An 18,631-nucleotide genomic window follows, 5' to 3' on the forward strand; every position below is an offset into this window, starting at 1 on the left:
GAATAAGTTCTTGAAAGTTGCATTTCACCTTATTACACACGGCATATTGTACGATTATGAGTCCGCACTACCAGCTCTGAAATCGTAACCAAGTTTATATTTACTATAACACACCGACCTTTCGAAACAAAGAAAATCGTAAGGTCTTTTAGTCGTGCGAAAATTTAGTTGTAGTTGGGAGGGGTACCCCTCCCAACTACAACTAAATCAAAAAACAAAAGAAATTAAAGAATTACACTTGACTGGAGGTAAGAAAAGGGGCTGGGACAGAACTCGATTATTTTGAAAAATAGCGAAAACAGATAATAACTTTTTCGCTTCAATGAGTAGAGCGTTCCTTCCTAAATCAAAAAAATGTTAGACCGATATCGGTCTAACATTTTTTCTTTTTGTTCCAGCCTCTTTTTAGTTGGCTATTATAACGTTTCCAAAGCACGTTTACGCAATATCGCTTCTCCGAAAACTAAATCTTCTTGCGTCGTCATTTTTACATTCTCGTAGCTACTTTCGACAATATGCACCTCATGACCAAGACGTTCAACTAGCATTGCTTCATCGGTACCAAGAAAGCCTACTTTCTCAGCGACATCCTCCGCCTCCACAATTAAATCAAATTGGAATGCTTGTGGGGTTTGTATCATCCATAAGCTTTCACGATCAACTGTCTCTTCAATCACACCATCCCGTACTTTTTTCATCGTATCCTTCGCACGAACACCTGCAATCGCAGCGCCAAAGTTATGAGCACTTTGTACAAGATTCGCAATAATGTCATGCGTAATAAATGGACGCGCAGCATCGTGCACAAGCACAATATCGACCTGCTTCATCTCTTTCATACACGAATGAACAGAATGCTGTCGCTCAACACCTCCATCAGGCAGGCCTTTAACTTTAGAAATTTCATATCTCTGGAGCATTTCTTGAATAAATACACGTTCTTCTGGCTTCACAGCAAGCCAAATACCCGTACATTGACGATCCTTTTCAAAAATTTCCAGTGTGTGTATAAGAATCGGTTTCTCTAAAAGATTTAAAAATAGCTTATTTTGCCCCGCTCCCATTCGCTTTCCGCTTCCTGCTGCAGGCAACACTACTTCATATTGCACATTTCCCACTTCCTAGTCATCCTTTGGTTTAGCAAAAATCATACGACCTGCCGATGTTTGTAGAACACTTGTTACGGTTACCGTAATTGCCTGTCCTATATAGCTACGTCCACCTTCAACAACGATCATTGTGCCATCATCTAAATAAGCAACTCCTTGATTATGCTCTTTCCCATCTTTAATGACCATCACTTGCATATTCTCACCTGGAATAACAACAGGCTTCACTGCATTTGCTAAATCATTGATGTTTAGCACCTTCACGTGATGTAGCTCACAAACTTTGTTCAGGTTAAAGTCGTTCGTTACAATCTGTGTATCGTTGCCCATTTTCTTAGCAAGACGTACTAACTTTAAGTCTACTTCTTGTACATCCTCAAAATCCTCTTCAGTAATCTCAACCTTCGTCATACGCTCATCCTGTAATTTCTTTAAAATATCTAAACCACGACGACCTCTTGTACGCTTTAACGTATCCGAAGAATCCGCAATATGCTGAAGCTCAGTAAGGACAAATTGAGGTACAACCAGGATACCTTCAATAAAGCCTGTTTCAGAAATATCTGCAATACGACCATCGATAATAACACTTGTATCTAACAGTTTATAGCTTCCTCGTACTTCTTGAGGTTCTACACCTTCAGGTGATTTTTTCTTCGCGTTGTTACCGCGTAATGTAAAAAGCTGGATTAATTCATCTCGCTTTTTAAAGCCTACACGGAACCCTAAATATCCAAGTACAAATGACAGTATTATTGGTAAAACCTTCGTAAAATTAGGTAAATCAATACTATCAATTGCAAAACCTAAGAAATACGCAACGATTAGCCCGATAATAAGTCCAAGCGTACCAAATAATAAATCCCCAACAGGTACTTTAAATAGCACCTCTTCCATCCAGCTAATGAGCCTTACAAAATAATCGGAAAAGGCAAACGATAATGTAAACAGTAAAAGTGCTCCTAAAGCTACTGATACATAGGGATTATCTAGCCAAGGATTAGATGATAAATGAAGCAATTCGTATAATGGCGGTAAGAAAACAAGGCCTAATGCTCCTCCAATCAGTAAAAAAGCAATTTGAACAAATTTTTTCATAAACTGTCACCTCCAATTCTTAATTTATAATTATACATAGTTTACTGTAGAAAATCCTTTATGAACCCACCAAATTATCATTATTTCATCTACTTTTGAATGAACATTTCAGGTCTACTAAAAAAGGAACAATCAAGCATTCAATTTGTCCTTCTCCCATCATAAAAAGTGCTCTTTGGGCGTCCGAAGAATCATTACAAAAAGCCTTATTCTCGGATGTTATCTAGGACGCCGATTCCCCCCTTTGAGTTTCCTACCTTTATTCTATGAATTCAAAGCTTTCTTTAAGTAAATATCTTCCTTTGTAAGGAAAAGTGCATGTCAGAACATTGTCCAACATGCACAAACTTTTTTATAGCTCTCTAAAGCAAGTATTCAATGCATCTTTTATCGTTTCTACACCAACTATCTGAATACCTTGCGGAAAATCCCAGCCACCGATATTCGAGGCCGGGATGAAGGCTCGTTTAAATCCGAGCTTCGCTGCCTCAATGACACGCTGTTCAATACGAGATACTCGACGCACCTCTCCCGTCAATCCTACCTCCCCAATAAAGCAATCGGTCGCTCCGACAGCTTGATCCTTAAAGCTTGAAACAATGCTTGTCAACACCGCCAAATCAATTGCAGGCTCATCAAGCTTTACACCGCCAGCAACTTTAATATATGCATCCTGCGCCTGTAGCATGAGACCCATTCTCTTTTCAAGGACTGCCATAAGCAGTTGCACACGGTTTTGATCTACACCCGTTGCCATTCGTTTCGGATAATTAAAACTCGTTGGTGTTACAAGCGACTGAATTTCAACTAGAATTGGTCGTGTACCTTCCATCGAGGCAACAATTGTTGAACCTGCCGCCCCTTGTGAACGTTCCTGCAAGAACAACTCAGACGGATTTAAAACTTCCTTTAAGCCTCCTTGAAGCATTTCAAAAATAGCAATTTCATTAGTAGAGCCAAAGCGGTTTTTTTGGCTACGTAAAATACGGTGGTTATGATGTCGTTCCCCTTCAAAATACAATACCGTATCAACCATATGCTCCAAAATACGCGGTCCTGCAATTTGTCCCTCTTTCGTAACATGTCCAACTAAAAAAATAGCGATTCCCTTTGTTTTTGCAATTCGCATTAGCTCCGCTGTACATTCACGCACCTGTGATACACTACCAGGTGCACTCGTTACCTCAGGATGAAAAACTGTTTGAATGGAATCGACAATGACAAACTTAGGCTGCACATCATCGATGGTCTGATTTAAAAACTCTAAATTTGTTTCTGAATATATATAGAGCTCCTGTGATATCACTCCTAAACGCTCTGCCCGTAGCTTTGTTTGACGAATTGATTCCTCACCGGAAATATAGAGCACACGATGTCCTTTATTCGAAAGTAATGCCGATACTTGTAATAATAACGTCGACTTCCCAATCCCAGGGTCTCCCCCGATTAATACAAGCGAACCAGGTACGATGCCTCCACCTAGCACTCGGTTGAGCTCACTCATTTCTGTTGCAACTCGTGATTCCTCAGCTGCTTCAACCTGCATAATAGGGAGAGCCTTTTGGGTAACTGTAGCGGAGTGTTGAAAAGCCCCTCGAGGCCCTTTAGCTACAACCTCTATCTCTTCAACCATCTTATTCCATTCCCCACACCCTGGGCATCTTCCCATCCATTTTGCCGATTCATAGCCACAGCCTGAGCATACAAATTTTGTTTTTTTCTTTGCCAAATTACATTCACCTCGAATATTTGTTCTTATCTATTTATTGTACATAAAAAAGGACAGCTTGGCACTATAGCCTTGCTGTCCTTTTCAAATGAAACATTTATCCGCATTAACGGGCAGAAATTTATCTGTACCGCCAGTAAGTGACAGGTACAAGATCCTCACCTCAAAATTCAGCAAAAGCAAAGAACTTAGGCGGGAAATTAACTACCTGTAAAAGCCCTTTTGGTAAAGACTAATACTCAGTGGATGGGATGAAGAAGCCCCCACTGATGGAGATTATTTAGAAGTAGAAACTTCTTCTTTTTTCTTTACAACAAACTCATCATTCACATAATCAATGACCACTTGATTACCCTTCTCTACATTGCCTTTTAGTAGTTCTTCCGATAGACGGTCTTCTACTTGTTTTTGTAATGCTCGGCGTAGTGGACGGGCACCATATTGAGGATCATAGCCTTCCTCAGCAATTTTCTCTAATGCTGCATCCGTTAACTCTAACGAAATGTCTTGTTCTTTTAAACGTTTTGTTAAAGAATTCGCCATCATTGATACGATTTCTTTTAAGTGTACTTTTTCTAGTGAGTGGAAGACGATCATTTCATCGATACGGTTTAAGAACTCTGGACGGAATGCTTTTTTCAATTCCTCTAACATTGTACCCTTCATATCTTTATACTTCGTGTCAGTACCACCTACATTGAAGCCAAGGTTTTTCTGATATTTTAAAGCATCTGCACCAACGTTTGATGTCATAATAACAACTGTGTTGCGGAAATCTACCACACGGCCTTTAGAATCTGTTAAACGGCCATCTTCAAGTACTTGAAGTAAGATATTGAAAACATCTGGATGAGCTTTCTCAATTTCATCTAGTAATACTACAGAATATGGTTTGCGACGGACCTTTTCTGTTAGCTGACCACCATCATCAAAGCCTACATAACCCGGAGGTGAACCAACTAAACGTGAAGTCGAATGTTTCTCCATGTACTCAGACATGTCAACACGAATCATTGCGTCCTCATCGCCAAACATCACTTCAGCTAATGCTCTTGCAAGCTCTGTTTTACCAACCCCAGTAGGACCTAAGAAAATGAATGAACCAATTGGTCGTTTCGGATCTTTTAAGCCAGCTCTTGCACGGCGAATAGCACGAGAGATTGCTTCTACCGCTTCTCCTTGACCTACAACACGTTTGTGCAACTCTTCTTCAAGCTGTAATAACTTAGAAGATTCTTCAGAAGCAATTTTAGATACTGGGATTCCAGTCCACATTGATACAACCGATGCTACATCATCCACTGTAACTTTGGATTCAGCTTTCCCTTGCTCTTCTTTCCAATTTTTTCTCGTAGATTCGATTTCATCTTTTAGCTTTTGCTCTGTATCTCTTAATGACGCTGCCTTTTCAAACTCTTGACCTGAAACAGCTGCATTCTTTTCAGAGCGTACATTTTCAAGTTTATCTTCAAGTGCCTTTAAGTTTGGTGGCACTGCGAATGAACGTAAACGTACTTTAGAGCCCGCTTCATCGATTAAGTCAATAGCCTTATCCGGTAAGAAACGATCAGAAATATATCGGTCACTCATTTTTGCTGCCGCTTCAATTGCTTCATCTGTAATTTTCACACGGTGATGTGCTTCATAACGATCACGTAAGCCTTGAATAATTAGAATAGCTTCTTCTACAGTTGGCTCATCAACTTGAATCGGTTGGAAACGACGCTCTAATGCCGCATCCTTTTCAATATATTTACGATACTCATCTAGTGTTGTCGCACCGATACATTGGAGCTCACCACGAGCTAAAGATGGTTTTAAAATATTTGAGGCATCAATGGCACCTTCTGCACCACCTGCACCGATTAATGTATGCAATTCATCGATAAATAAAATCACATTGCCTGCTTGGCGAATTTCATCCATTACTTTTTTCAAGCGATCTTCAAATTCACCACGATATTTTGTTCCAGCAACAACTGTCCCCATATCAAGAGTCATAACACGTTTATCACGGAGAATTTCTGGCACTTCATTATTAATAATTTGCTGAGCTAAACCTTCAGCAATAGCCGTTTTACCGACACCAGGCTCACCGATTAATACAGGGTTATTTTTTGTACGGCGAGACAATACCTCGATAACACGAGTGATTTCCTTGCTTCGACCAATGACCGGATCTAAAGTGCCTTCGCGAGCAATTTGCGTTAAATCACGCGCAAGGCTATCTAATGTTGGTGTATTGGCAGCCTGTGCAGCTTGCTGACCAGATTGAGCATTATCGTTATTACCTAATAACAATAGCACTTGTTGACGAGCTTTATTTAATCCGACACCAGCATTGTTTAATACACGGGCCGCTATCCCTTCACCTTCACGAATAAGCGCTAATAGTAAATGCTCTGTTCCGATATAGGAATGACCTAATTTACGTGATTCATCGACCGATAGTTCTATTACTTTTTTAGCTCGAGGCGTGTAGTGGACAATTGGACCAACATCTTCCTTACCTTTCCCTACAAGCTCTTCAATACCCGCTTCAATCATTTGAGGACTAATATCAATGGCTTCTAATGCTTTTGCAGCAATACCACCGCCTTCACGGATAAGCCCTAATAGAATATGCTCTGTTCCAATTGATTCGTGTTTCCAACGAATAGCCTCTTCTTGTGCAAGCTGTAATACTTTTTGCGCGCGTTGTGTAAAACGATTAAACATCAAATGAATCCTCTCCTTTTCCCCCAATAATAGGCTTACTCACATTTTCTCGAAATAATGCCTCACGAAGCATTTCGGCCCGTACGCGATCTCGCTCAGCAGGCGGCAAAACATCCCCTGCATAATTCTGCAAAAAACCAGGTTGCATACTGACAACACATTCGTTTAAAGTCATCGCTTTAATACCTTCAATTAGCTTTAAATCAACCCCTAAACGAACATTTGATAGGCAGGTAGCTGCTTCCTCACTCGTTAAAATTCGAGCGTGTGTTAAGGTACCTAAAGCACGATATACACGGTCTTCTAAAGCAAGCTCTGCTTTTTCCATTAACTTACCTCTTGCATGTCGTTCTTTTTGAATTATTTTTTCAGCGACACTCTGAATGTCCGCTAAAATATCATCTTCTGTTTTTCCTAGTGTAATCTGATTTGATACTTGGTAAACATTACCTAAATTTTCGCTACCTTCTCCATATATTCCTCTCACTGTCATGCCTAAACGCGTCATCGCATTAATGATTTGATTCATCTGACCTGTCAGTGTAAGTGCTGGCAGATGCATCATGACAGATGCTCGCAAACCAGTACCAATATTTGTGGGACAACTTGTTAAATAACCAAATGTATCTCGAAATGCAAAAGGTAAAGCTTTCTCTAAGATACGATCAATTTTATTGGCCTGTTCATATGCTTTTTGAAGTTGAAAACTGGCCGTCATACATTGAATGCGTAAATGGTCTTCTTCGTTCACCATAATGCTAGTTGATTCATCATCAGATAAAAGTATGGAGCCCACTAGCTCTTTTTTTGCAAGCTGAGGACTAATTAAATGTTTTTCTACAAGTATTTGACGTTGTAAAGGTGTTAAATCCTTAATCGCAAAATAAGAGTAATTTTCTTGAAGTTTCGTACTATCCTTTATTGCATGTGTAACTGCCTGCTCTACCTGTAATGCCTCATTCTCTGTAAAGGCTAATGGAAAGCGATAACCATCTAAATTTCGCGCAAGGCGGATGCGTGTACTAATAACAATATCTGAATAATCGTCTTCTACACCCATCCATGTTGGTGTTGCACGTTCTAAAAACGATTCAATCATCACGACACATCACCACCTTCAAATTGTAGCTGCTTCTCAAGTTCCTTAGCTTCATCACGAAGCTTGGCTGCCACTTCAAATTGTTCTTCATCTACAGCAACTTTCATACGTTTACGAATATCTTCAATTTGCTTTTTGATAACATAAACATTGCTTCTGGCACCAGGCATTTTCCCTATATGTTGAGGACCTGCCTGTATACGGTTAAAGAGCTTCGGTAAGTGCTCGCTAAAGGTGTCATAACAAATAGGGCATCCAAATTTACCTTCTTTTAAAAACTGTTTATACGTAAATCCACAGTGTGGACAGGTTTGAGGTTGTGGCTGCGCCTGCTGTTTTTCATCTGCTTTTTGTTGCTGCCATGAAGGAGAGCCAAACCAATTGGATAATAGCTGTTGAATAGATACTGGCTCTTGTTTAAATTCAGCATGAAATGGATGGAACTGAGAGGCGCAGACGTCACAATAATGATGCTCCACCTTTTGACCACTTTGAACTTGTGTTACGGTAACTGTTGCATTACGTTGTTTACAATGTTCACAAATCATTTCCATCACCTCTCTATTTTTGCTGTTCATATTTAATCGTCGTTAGCATCGCCCTTAATATTTTTCCTCGAATATGATCTCGTAAAGGGAGCTGTAAATCTATGGTTGAGCGATCAATCGCTGCTAACATTAATTTCGCTTCTCGCTTTGAAATTACCTGCTCATCAATTAGTCGAAAAACTAAATCTTCCGCCATTGTTTGCGATGCCCCACATTCTATTTGCCCGAGGACATCATCGATTAGATCAATTTGTGAATTCGCGCGGACACGTAAAATTCGAATGTATCCACCACCACCACGTTTGCTTTCAACAAGGTAACCTCGTTCGGCTGTAAATCTTGTATTAATTACATAATTTATTTGTGAGGGTACGCACTGAAATTTATCTGCGATTTCACTACGTTTTATTTCAATATGCCCTTCTCCACCTAATTCAAGTACTTGCTTTAAGTAGCCTTCTATGATGTCTGATATATTACGCATTTTAGGAATACACCTCGCTTACTTCACTGACTTTGACTATCTTTGACTTTCTTTGAGTATATTATACAAAACGCTTAAAAATAATTGCAATTATTTCGCACACTGAAATGTTGAAAGCGGCTGCTCATCTCTATACTCTACCCTTATCATCAATGAAAAAAACGCAAGCATATGCCACTAGCATATACTTGCGTCTATAAAAATTATACCCAGCGACCGACAATTGGATAACGCCAAGGCTCATCAGATAAAGCCTTCACAATACCGATAATTGGGACGACGAATAACATAATACCGAAAATAATTAAGAACGGTATACCAATTAATAAAAAGCTTAGAATACCTGAAATTGCAATTAAAGCCCACATAATAATTTGGAACAGCAATGCCTGAACGGAAATTGTTTTTATTTCTTCATCAGAACTAATTAAGAAAAATATTATGGGTACTACCCATGGCGCGAAAAACGAACTTGCGTGTATGATTACCTTAGACCATTTTGTTTCCATTTATATCAACCCTTCCTTATTATTTTATTTTTTATGTACTATACTTACGGATTTATACCCTAGATAGTTTCAATTTAAATTGAATATATAAATATTTTTGAAAGGAATGTGATACACGATGGAATTTAATAACACACTTGCAAATGAATATGAAAAAGGCATTCGTCGTACGCTACCTAGCTATGATGCGATGCTACGGTTAACACATACCTTTTATCATTCTACATTACCCGAGCAAGCTGAGTTTTTAATAGTTGGCTCAGGAAGCGGCAATGAAATTTTACAGTTCGCTGAGAAAAGACCTCATTGGTCATTTGTTGGTATAGATCCTTCTTCAGCAATGCTACAAATTGCTGAAGAACGTTTAAAGCCTCTACCTAATAATATGTCTTTACATCAAGGCACGATACTTGATTCTTTACTGCCTTCAATAAAATTTGATGCAGCTAGCTGTATTTTAGTGCTTCATTTCATCGATGATGATCAAGAAAAACTTGCAACATTGAAGGAGATAGCAAATAATTTAAAGCCTGGTGCACCATTTGTGCTCGTCTCAAAATACGGGCAACTAGGTTCTTTAGAAACGGAGTTACAATTTGATTTGTGGCGTGCTTATTGGCTACAGCATACAAAGCTATCACCATCAGAGGTAGCAGAAATGGAGAAATCCATACGTTCTCTTTCATTTATGCGTGAAGAGGACATTTTATCACTATTACGGCAGGCAGGCTTTACAGAACCATCTAGATTCTTTGCCACTACTTTATTTGGCGGTTGGATATGCTATAAAGAGGGCGAATAAAATTTAGGGCGCGCCTGTTAGGATAGAGTCAACAGAAGTGAGGTGAATGCTGTGATACGTACAATTGGAATTACAAAAAACCAACAGCTTATAAAGGACTTTCCACTTGAGGATATACACAATAACGAATTTGAATGGTACTGGGTAGATTTTAATTGTCCGACCGACGAGGAAGAACTACTATTAGATACATTCTTCCATTTCCATCCACTTGCTATAGAAGATTGCTTAATGCGTTTACAGCGGCCAAAGCTCGATTTTTATGATGATTTCCATTTCTTTGTTATTCAAAGGGTTAACGAAGAATTAATAGCTGAGGAAGTAAATATTTTTGTTTCTAATAAATTTATTGTTACATTCCACAAAAACGAAGCACCTGAAATAGATCGAGTACAAAAGATGCTAGAAAAAAAGCCAAAGTATTGGGAACGAGGCACAGTATATTTAACGTATCAGGTAATCGATAAAATCGTTGATAGCTATTTTCCTCTTGTCTATAAAATCGAGGATCATTTAAATGTACTTGAAGACGAGCTTACCTATCAAAGTAACCCCAATGCCATGAAAATTGTGTTCGAATTCCGCAGTGATTTGCTTCATTTGCGTCGCACGATTTTACCGATGCGTGATTTATTATATCGGATACTTAATTCTTATCGCTTTTCACTAAAGAAGTTTGAACGAGCTTACTTTGGCGATATTTACGATCATCTGCTAAAGCTTACAGAAATGGTCGAATCCAATCGAGAACTTACAGCTGATATGCGTGATAGCTATATGGCGATGAGCTCTAGCCGTATGAATGGCATTATGATGACATTAACTATTGTATCGACAATTTTTATTCCGTTAACATTTATTGCTGGTGTTTACGGTATGAACTTTGATAATATGCCTGAACTTCATGGTCGTTATAGCTACTTTATTGTACTTATTTTGATGATTTTAATTGCAATATCTATGCTCGTCATTTTTAAATTGAAAGGCTGGTTCAAATTATTTAAACCTTAGGCTTTTCACAGCCTACGTAAACGCAAAGAAATCTGCTTCTTTTTCAGTTTTCACACTGAAGAAGAAGCAGATTCTTGCTAATAACCTTATTTTTGCTTGTACGGCCCACGATTATCAATTTTATCTTCACCCTGCTGTGGAAATAAAAAGTATGCGAGTACCCCTGAAAATAATGTTGCACAAATTGTAATTAGTAATTGATCTAAGCTTGGTACTTCAGCATAGTATTTTCTTAACATATAAACTGAGCCAATTGCTACAATTACCATGACTGGAATAACAAATTTAAAACGTTTTTTCTCCATGTAATCCCCCTCCTGAAACCTATTTTTTCACGTACAATTTTTTATCCAGCTAAACAGTTCGTATTTTACAGGTTTCCTATTTAGAATTCAATTTGCTCATTCTCTATAAAAAAGTCCATTTCATGACGTTTAATCGACAATCGTCTGTCATTATTATAAAAAATTTTAGAAATAAACGAAAATTTTAACCAAATAACCAACAAAAAATAGTAAAATATTAAAATACAATATATTTAGTACATTAACAAAATTTACAAAGAGTCTTTATTTGATCTATTTATTTTGCATTTATAAAGAATGGAGCAAACAACAATGAGTTGGTTTACAAAAAACAGCAATTCTAGCTACTCAATAACGTTAACACCTGAGGCATTTCAAAACAATGTACAATTAAATGTTTCTAATCACCCTAGATTACAAAAACAATTGCAATTATTAGATTTAACGGCTGAGGATTTAGCCGTTATTAAACAACTACAACCTTTAGCTAAAGATCTAATTCCTAAAATGGTAGAACAATTTTATGCAGCTATTAGTTTAAGTCCGGAATTAGTAAATATTATTAATAGAACTTCACATATTGACCGTTTAAAAGTTACTTTACATAAGCATTTAAGTGATATCTTCGAATGCAATATTAATGACTCTTATATTAACGAACGGAAGGCAATTGCGGAGACTCACGTTCGCATCGGTCTACAGTCGAAATGGTACATTGCTTCATTCCAGTCATTAACTTCGACTTTTACAAACTTTGTAAATGAGTTAGACATTTCTAAGAACGATGCAATTCGTGCCATTAATGCCTTCTGCAAAATTATTAACTTCGAGCAACAGCTTGTTATAGAGGCATATGAAAAAGAAGAAGACCGTATTCGTACCGAAGCTACTGAAACAAAGATCTCTCTTGTTACTACCATTCAAAAAACCGCTGAGGAGCTAAACTCAATTAGTGAGGAGACAGCAGCTTCGTTACTAGTCATCTCCTCTCAAACAGATGACATTGCAGTAGCTACTAAGCAAGGGTTAAGCTTCGTTGCTGATACGCAAGAAAAATCTAAAAGAGGACAGCAACAGCTGCAAGAGCAGAATAACTTAATACAAGTCATTTTACAAAGTGTGAACGGTCTTGAGGTAACAATGAACCAGTTACGTACTTCATCTCAGAAGATTTCAGAAATTGTTGGACTTGTAACTGGCATTGCAGATCAAACAAATTTATTAGCACTAAATGCTTCTATTGAGGCAGCTCGTGCTGGTGAGCATGGGAAGGGCTTTGCTGTTGTTGCTGAAGAAGTCCGTAAGCTTGCTGAGGAAACAAAAAATGCCGTACAAAACGTTTCCCATCTCATTAAAGAAACAGAAAGTAATATTACAACAATGTCGAATTCAGTTATTAACGTTGACCAAAAAATTCAACATAGTGTAGATACACAAAACAGTTTATCTAAATCATTTAATGATATCGCCGATGCTGTGTCTGGAATTCAACAGCAATATGTAAATACATCCAGAGATATTTCAGCCATCTCCAATTTAATAACTGAGCTGTCACAAGGAGCTACGCTTGTTTCTTCCTCTTCTGACTCGCTTATCAATGTTGTAAATGAGCTAAATTTGTAAAACCGCAAAAAAGGGAAACTGACAGTATACGTCAATTTCCCTTTTCATTTAATGCGGCAATGCACGTTTTTGTTTCCGATGCTCTCGACGTGCTGGTCCCGTTTCAAACAGACGCTTTTCTGCATCTGTTTCAGGATAAATTGCTGGAACTGGCTTAGGTTTCCCTTCATCATCTATTGCAACCATCGTTACAAAGGATTCCGTTGTTAATTTTTCCTCACCCGTTCCAATGTTTCGTGAAATTACTCGAACATAGACTTCCATTGAAGAACGTCCAGTTGACGAAACAATACTTTCAATTTCTAAAATATCCCCTACATGTGCTGCTGACAAAAAATCAACAGAATCAATAGAGGCTGTGACTACAAGCCCTTTTGCATGCTTCATTGCTGTGATCGCAGCAATTTCATCAATATAAGCTAACACTCTTCCACCGAAAATGGAATTGTGATTATTTGTATCTGGCGGTAATACGAGACGCGTTTGAACCGTACGTGACATGCTCATGGGTACAGCGTTGTTTGTCATAAATCTTATAACTTCCCTTCATGTATGTTCTTTCGTCATCGTATCGCAGAAAAAGAGTTGATGCAAATTTAGAATGATTTTTTCATCGTAATAAACTTCATATCCGTCATTTCCTCAATAGCCCACTTAATGCCTTCACGACCATAACCACTCATTTTTACGCCACCATATGGCATATTATCAACTCTGAATGTCGGAATATCGTTTATAATAACAGCGCCTACTTGTAATTCATCCGCTGCACGTAACGCATCTGGCAATACATTCGTATAAATCCCTGCATTTAAGCCAAGTTCCGACTCATTCACTAGTCGAATAGCGTCGTCTAATGTTTCATATGAAACAATTGAGACGATTGGCGCGAATGTTTCTTGACAAACTACTTTCATATTCGCTGTCACATTCGTCATAACAGTTGGTGTTAATGTACGCTCAGTGAACGTTCCTCCTGTTGCAACTATCGCACCTTGCGCCTTTGCTTCCTCAATCCATTGACGAATACGTTCAACTTCACCAGCATTAATCATCGCACTAACATCTGTATTTTTATCGAGCGGGTCACCTACTACAAGCTTTTCAGTTTCTGCCACAAATGCTTTTGTGAACTCATCAATAATCGATGCATGGACATAAATACGTTGTAATGAAATACAAACCTGGCCAGCAAAATTAAAGGCACCTCCGACACAACGCTGAATAATTTTATCAATTGGTGTCGATGGTTCAACAATTACTGCCGCATTGGAACCAAGCTCTAATGTTATTTTACGTAAACCGATTTTTTCCTTAATGCCCAAACCGACCTTGCCACTGCCCGTGAATGTCACCTTTTTCACGTATGGATGTGTCACGAGTGTATCGCTAAGCTCACCACCGCTACCGGTAACAATCTGTAGCGCACCTTCAGGTAGACCCGCTTGCTGAAAAATTTCCGCCATGACGATAGAACTTAATGGTGTTTGTGTCGCTGGCTTTAACACGACTGTATTACCAACTGCAAAGGCAGGACCTAATTTATGTGCTACTAAATTAAATGGAAAATTGAATGGCGTAATGGCGGAAATCACACCTAAAGGTTCTCGTTTTGTCCAGCCAATACGGTCCCCTGCCCCAGGTGCAGCATCCATAGGCACCGTCTCACCCATTGCTTGCTTAGCACCTTCTGCAGCAAATTGATAAGTTGCTATTGTGCGTTCTATTTCAGTTAAGCCTGCAGATATCGGCTTACCTGCCTCTAAGGCCAAAATCTCAGCTAATTCCGCTTTACGTTGTCGCATTATGTCGACCACTTTATATAAAATTTCGGCGCGTTCGTAGGCTGTTGTCTTTTTAAACGTTTGGAATGCCTCCTGTGCACCTTCTATTGCTTGCTCAACATCAGAAATTGACGCCTTAGCTACCTTTGCAATAACCTCACCACTGTAGGGTGACTTCAGCTCATATGTTTCCTTTGCGTTCTTCCACTGACCGTTTATCCAAAGCTTCGTTTCTTTCATCCTTCAAATGCACCTCCAAAATCAAGTTCTTCTTTATTTTATCACGAAGAACTTGAACTAGAAGCTGCAGCTGCTGCAGAAACTGCTGCTAACATCGCTGTTTGTTGTGCTTGGATTATTAATTGAATAGATGACATAATTGTCATTGATAAAGATTGTTGTACCTTAGCCATATCATACATAGCAATTTGTATAGCCATAAATAACACGAATTCACGGTGCCATTTCAATAGTTTCATACCCTTCAATTCATGGTATAAATTCACAATCTGTTGAAGGTGTGCACTATTCACTTCAAGAATTGCTAAAAATCCGAGTAATGGATAGTGCATCGTTTTAACCTTTACATCCTGTTTTTTTAATGTGTCACGGATTGTCACCACATTTGGCACTAACTTACTATCATGTTGAGGAGATAAGAACGTCAATATTTGTGATAGCCATTGTAGTTCGTTCCCCGCATTAAAATTATATGTACGCAACTCTTTATAATAACGATTCATTGTTTCAGCACGAAGAACAACATCATCAGATGCGGCACTCAACAATACTGTATAGGGTATATCATCGTTAGCTGTTAAAAATCGATGATGCTTACGGACCTCTTCAAATAATAACCGTGCTGCCTGTGCATGTGCACGTTTCTCACTTTCCACCTCAGTTAAAAACTGTGCACCAATAAAAATAAAGTTGCCGCCTCTAAATTTAGCTTCCTTCAATATGCTTACGTTTGACAGTAGATTTTTTACCGCTTGTTCTGTATCCTCTTGCTCCACCAAATTTGCAGCAATACTATACCTTACTGCTGTTCTTAACGGAGAAGCCCATGAAGATTGCTCTTTCATTTCTTGTAATACTTCTTTATATTTAACGGAATCAAAGGTTTTTCCTGACGCCACATATTTGCTTGCAATTGCTAGTACAATTTTACGATCAACGGTCCATCCGACAGCCTTCGCTACATCCTCCACAGTTTGTGTAAATTGGTTTTCAATCATAGTAAATTCCATTTTCAACACACTCCTTTTTCCATATTTACGTAATAAAACATTAAAAGGATTCATCACTTTTGGCACATCACTATCCCCAAGGGGTCGCCCAGCCTACACTCCCATTAACTTCTATACATGGCAGGATGATGAGCTTCAGTTTTGTAACAATTAACACAAATAGTAAGCTTAATTTAATGTATGTGGCTCGATTTTATATGGTTTAATGAACATAATTAAAAATGAGTGGAGGAACTGATGTTAATTGAAATAACCATAACCAGTAGAAAGGCCTTATTCAAGGAAACCTTACAAGATCGATTACGATTATTTTTGATATTACGTAACTCTCCAAATAATATAGCCTTACATAAACGGTTTCAGAAAAAATAACATAAAAAAGCAGCGACTAAACGTTGTCGTTTTGCCGCTGTTTTCAATTTTCAATATAATGACGCTGTTAAATTAACCCCAATTCCCTTAACTCCTCTGTTGAAAAGGCTCTTGATCTTGTTAAAAATCGTTTACCTTCAACGCCTTCAAGCGAGAACATACCGCCCCTGCCATCGACTACATCCAAGATTATTTGTGTATGCTTCCAATAATCGTATTGATTTTTATGCATATAGAAAGGAGTACCACCCATTTCCCCAAGGCAAACATCTTGGTCGCCTAATAGTAAATCGCCTTCAGGGTAACACATTGGTGAGGAACCGTCACAGCATCCACCAGATTGATGAAACATAACGGGTCCATGCTTTTCTTTCAATAATTCGATTAGTGCTAGCGCTTCTGCTGTTGCTAAAACTCGCTCGACCACGCTTATGCACCTCCCTATTAATTAGAAGAAACCAAGTTTGTTTTCGCTATAGCTAACTAGTAAGTTTTTCGTTTGCTGATAATGCGCTAGCATCATTTTATGGTTTTCACGGCCGACACCCGACATTTTATAGCCACCGAACGCTGCATGTGCAGGATAAGCATGGTAGCAGTTTGTCCAAACACGACCTGCTTGAATACCTCGACCGAAGCGGTATGCTGTATTCATATCGCGTGTCCATACACCTGCACCTAAACCATATAATGTGTCATTCGCAATTTCTAATGCTTCCTCTTTTGTTTTAAATGTTGTTACAGCAACAACTGGTCCGAAAATCTCTTCTTGGAAAATACGCATTTTATTATGCCCTTTGAAGACAGTTGGCTTAATGTAGTAACCATTTTCAAAACCAGATCCTACATTATTTTTCTCTCCCCCAATTAGACATTCTGCACCTTCTTGCTTACCAATATCTAAATAAGAAAGGATTTTTTCCATTTGCTCACTTGAAGCCTGTGCTCCCATCATCGTATTCGGATCAAGCGGATTTCCAACTTTAATCGCTTCAACACGTTGTAGGACACGCTCCATAAATTTATCGTAAATGGATTCTTGAATTAATGCACGAGAAGGACATGTACATACTTCACCTTGGTTTAGAGCGAATAATACAAAGCCCTCAACTGCTTTATCTAAAAAGGCATCATCTTCGTCCATAATATCTTCAAAGAAAATATTTGGTGATTTACCGCCCAATTCTAATGTAACTGGAATAAGGTTTTGCGAAGCATATTGCATAATTAAGCGACCTGTCGTAGTTTCACCAGTAAAGGCAATTTTACCGATGCGTGGATTCGATGCTAGTGGCTTCCCTGCCTCTAAGCCAAAGCCGTTGACAACATTCAGTACACCCGCTGGCAATAAATCTTCTATTAATTCAACGAGTAACATTATCGAAATTGGTGTTTGCTCTGCAGGCTTTAACACTACACAGTTTCCAGCTGCAAGTGCAGGTGCTAGCTTCCAAACAGCCATTAATAACGGGAAGTTCCAAGGGATAATTTGACCTACTACCCCAATTGGCTCATGGAAGTGATACGCAACTGTATCATTATCGATTTGGCTTACTGCGCCTTCTTGTGCACGTAAAGCCCCTGCGAAATAACGGAAATGGTCAATGGCAAGAGGGATATCTGCATTTAATGTCTCACGTACCGCTTTACCGTTATCCCATGTTTCCGCAACAGCTAGCTTTTCTAAGTTTTGCTCAATGCGGTCCGCGATTTTAAGTAAAATGTTTGCACGCTCTGTTGCGGATGTTGTTCCCCATGCATCTTTTGCGGCATGTGCTGCATCAATTGCAAGTTCAATGTCCTCAGCAGTAGAACGAGCTACTTGTGTAAAAACTTGTCCAGTAACAGGCGTAACATTATCAAAGTATTGACCTTTCACTGGGGATGTCCATTCTCCGCCGATAAAATTATCATATTTCTCTTTGAATTGAACTACCGATCCTTCAGTGTTTGGAAATGCATAAACCATTTTACTTCTCCCCTTTACACAAAATAATGAGAATATATCTACAAAAATCGATATTTTTATCGAAATAACAATATTTTCATAGAAGCTCTCTTACCTAATATATTGTCAGAAACAAAAAATAATTTCAACTTTTTTAAAAATTCTTTCGACAATTTATTTTTACTAGAAAAGCCTCTAGGATTCACGGTGTGATCAACGATAATGTATACTTAAAATAATAT

Annotated in this window: 17 protein-coding genes; 3 read left to right on the forward strand and 14 right to left on the reverse strand. The window is 38.5% G+C overall.

Annotated elements, in window-relative coordinates:
• Positions 1-416: 416 nt before the first annotated feature.
• The 8 genes from ispD to BFJ97_RS16300 all read right to left on the reverse strand — a co-directional run bounded on the left by ispD (position 417) and on the right by BFJ97_RS16300 (position 9,294).
• The gene (gene ispD / locus BFJ97_RS16265) at positions 417-1,109 is read right to left on the reverse strand and encodes a 2-C-methyl-D-erythritol 4-phosphate cytidylyltransferase (RefSeq protein ID WP_068985830.1); all 693 of its coding nucleotides are present in this window, start codon (positions 1,107-1,109) and stop codon (positions 417-419) included.
• Positions 1,110-1,121: 12 nt separating this feature from the next.
• Entirely contained in the window at positions 1,122-2,207 is a 1,086-nt protein-coding gene (locus BFJ97_RS16270; protein ID WP_068985710.1) for a PIN/TRAM domain-containing protein, read from the reverse strand.
• A gap of 352 nt (positions 2,208-2,559) precedes the next feature.
• Complete coding sequence (radA, locus tag BFJ97_RS16275; protein WP_068985711.1) at positions 2,560-3,936, reverse strand: DNA repair protein RadA; 1,377 nt, start codon at positions 3,934-3,936, stop codon at positions 2,560-2,562.
• Positions 3,937-4,212: 276 nt separating this feature from the next.
• Entirely contained in the window at positions 4,213-6,657 is a 2,445-nt protein-coding gene (locus BFJ97_RS16280) for an ATP-dependent Clp protease ATP-binding subunit (protein WP_068985712.1), read from the reverse strand.
• A complete protein-coding gene (locus tag BFJ97_RS16285; RefSeq protein WP_068985713.1) occupies positions 6,647-7,756 on the reverse strand; it encodes a protein arginine kinase in 1,110 nt (369 codons plus the stop codon). Before BFJ97_RS16285 ends, BFJ97_RS16280 begins: the two co-directional genes overlap by 11 nt.
• The gene (locus tag BFJ97_RS16290; protein ID WP_068985714.1) at positions 7,753-8,301 is read right to left on the reverse strand and encodes a UvrB/UvrC motif-containing protein; all 549 of its coding nucleotides are present in this window, start codon (positions 8,299-8,301) and stop codon (positions 7,753-7,755) included. Before BFJ97_RS16290 ends, BFJ97_RS16285 begins: the two co-directional genes overlap by 4 nt.
• A gap of 13 nt (positions 8,302-8,314) precedes the next feature.
• Entirely contained in the window at positions 8,315-8,785 is a 471-nt protein-coding gene (locus BFJ97_RS16295) for a CtsR family transcriptional regulator (RefSeq protein WP_068985715.1), read from the reverse strand.
• 203 nt (positions 8,786-8,988) lie between these two features.
• Positions 8,989-9,294, reverse strand: a complete 306-nt coding sequence (locus BFJ97_RS16300; RefSeq protein WP_068985716.1) for a DUF4870 domain-containing protein — start codon at positions 9,292-9,294, stop codon at positions 8,989-8,991.
• A gap of 118 nt (positions 9,295-9,412) precedes the next feature.
• Here BFJ97_RS16300 and BFJ97_RS16305 point away from each other — a divergent pair, with 118 nt between their 5' ends.
• Together BFJ97_RS16305 and corA are read left to right on the forward strand one after the other, a co-directional pair.
• Positions 9,413-10,096, forward strand: coding sequence for a class I SAM-dependent methyltransferase (locus BFJ97_RS16305; protein ID WP_068985717.1), 684 nt, complete (start codon positions 9,413-9,415; stop codon positions 10,094-10,096).
• Positions 10,097-10,147: 51 nt separating this feature from the next.
• Positions 10,148-11,107 (forward strand): magnesium/cobalt transporter CorA, encoded by a 960-nt coding sequence (gene corA, locus BFJ97_RS16310; protein WP_068985718.1) that lies wholly within the window; start codon positions 10,148-10,150, stop codon positions 11,105-11,107.
• Between the two features lie 86 nt (positions 11,108-11,193).
• Here corA and BFJ97_RS16315 read toward each other — a convergent pair whose 3' ends face one another.
• Entirely contained in the window at positions 11,194-11,412 is a 219-nt protein-coding gene (locus BFJ97_RS16315; RefSeq protein ID WP_068985719.1) for a hypothetical protein, read from the reverse strand.
• A gap of 312 nt (positions 11,413-11,724) precedes the next feature.
• Here BFJ97_RS16315 and BFJ97_RS16320 point away from each other — a divergent pair, with 312 nt between their 5' ends.
• The gene (locus BFJ97_RS16320; protein WP_068985720.1) at positions 11,725-13,035 is read left to right on the forward strand and encodes a globin-coupled sensor protein; all 1,311 of its coding nucleotides are present in this window, start codon (positions 11,725-11,727) and stop codon (positions 13,033-13,035) included.
• 48 nt (positions 13,036-13,083) lie between these two features.
• Here the strand turns inward: BFJ97_RS16320 and BFJ97_RS16325 are convergent, their stop codons facing one another.
• From BFJ97_RS16325 to adh, 5 genes are all read right to left on the reverse strand, one after another.
• Positions 13,084-13,563: an acyl-CoA thioesterase gene (locus BFJ97_RS16325; protein WP_068985721.1), complete on the reverse strand. Its 480-nt coding sequence runs from the start codon at positions 13,561-13,563 to the stop codon at positions 13,084-13,086.
• Between the two features lie 68 nt (positions 13,564-13,631).
• Positions 13,632-15,059: an aldehyde dehydrogenase family protein gene (locus BFJ97_RS16330; protein ID WP_068985722.1), complete on the reverse strand. Its 1,428-nt coding sequence runs from the start codon at positions 15,057-15,059 to the stop codon at positions 13,632-13,634.
• 41 nt (positions 15,060-15,100) lie between these two features.
• Positions 15,101-16,069, reverse strand: a complete 969-nt coding sequence (locus tag BFJ97_RS16335) for a DUF4003 family protein (protein ID WP_068985831.1) — start codon at positions 16,067-16,069, stop codon at positions 15,101-15,103.
• A 439-nt stretch (positions 16,070-16,508) separates the two neighbouring features.
• Positions 16,509-16,868 carry a DUF779 domain-containing protein gene (locus BFJ97_RS16340; RefSeq protein WP_068985723.1) on the reverse strand — a complete coding sequence of 120 codons (360 nt, stop codon included), beginning with the start codon at positions 16,866-16,868 and terminating at the stop codon, positions 16,509-16,511.
• A 21-nt stretch (positions 16,869-16,889) separates the two neighbouring features.
• On the reverse strand, positions 16,890-18,410 hold the full coding sequence (gene adh / locus BFJ97_RS16345) for an aldehyde dehydrogenase (RefSeq protein WP_068985724.1): 1,521 nt from the start codon (positions 18,408-18,410) through the stop codon (positions 16,890-16,892).
• Positions 18,411-18,631 lie beyond the last annotated feature (221 nt).

Origin of the sequence: Lysinibacillus xylanilyticus, assembly GCF_001708185.1 — a bacterium.
Lineage (GTDB): Bacteria > Bacillota > Bacilli > Bacillales_A > Planococcaceae > Lysinibacillus > Lysinibacillus xylanilyticus_A.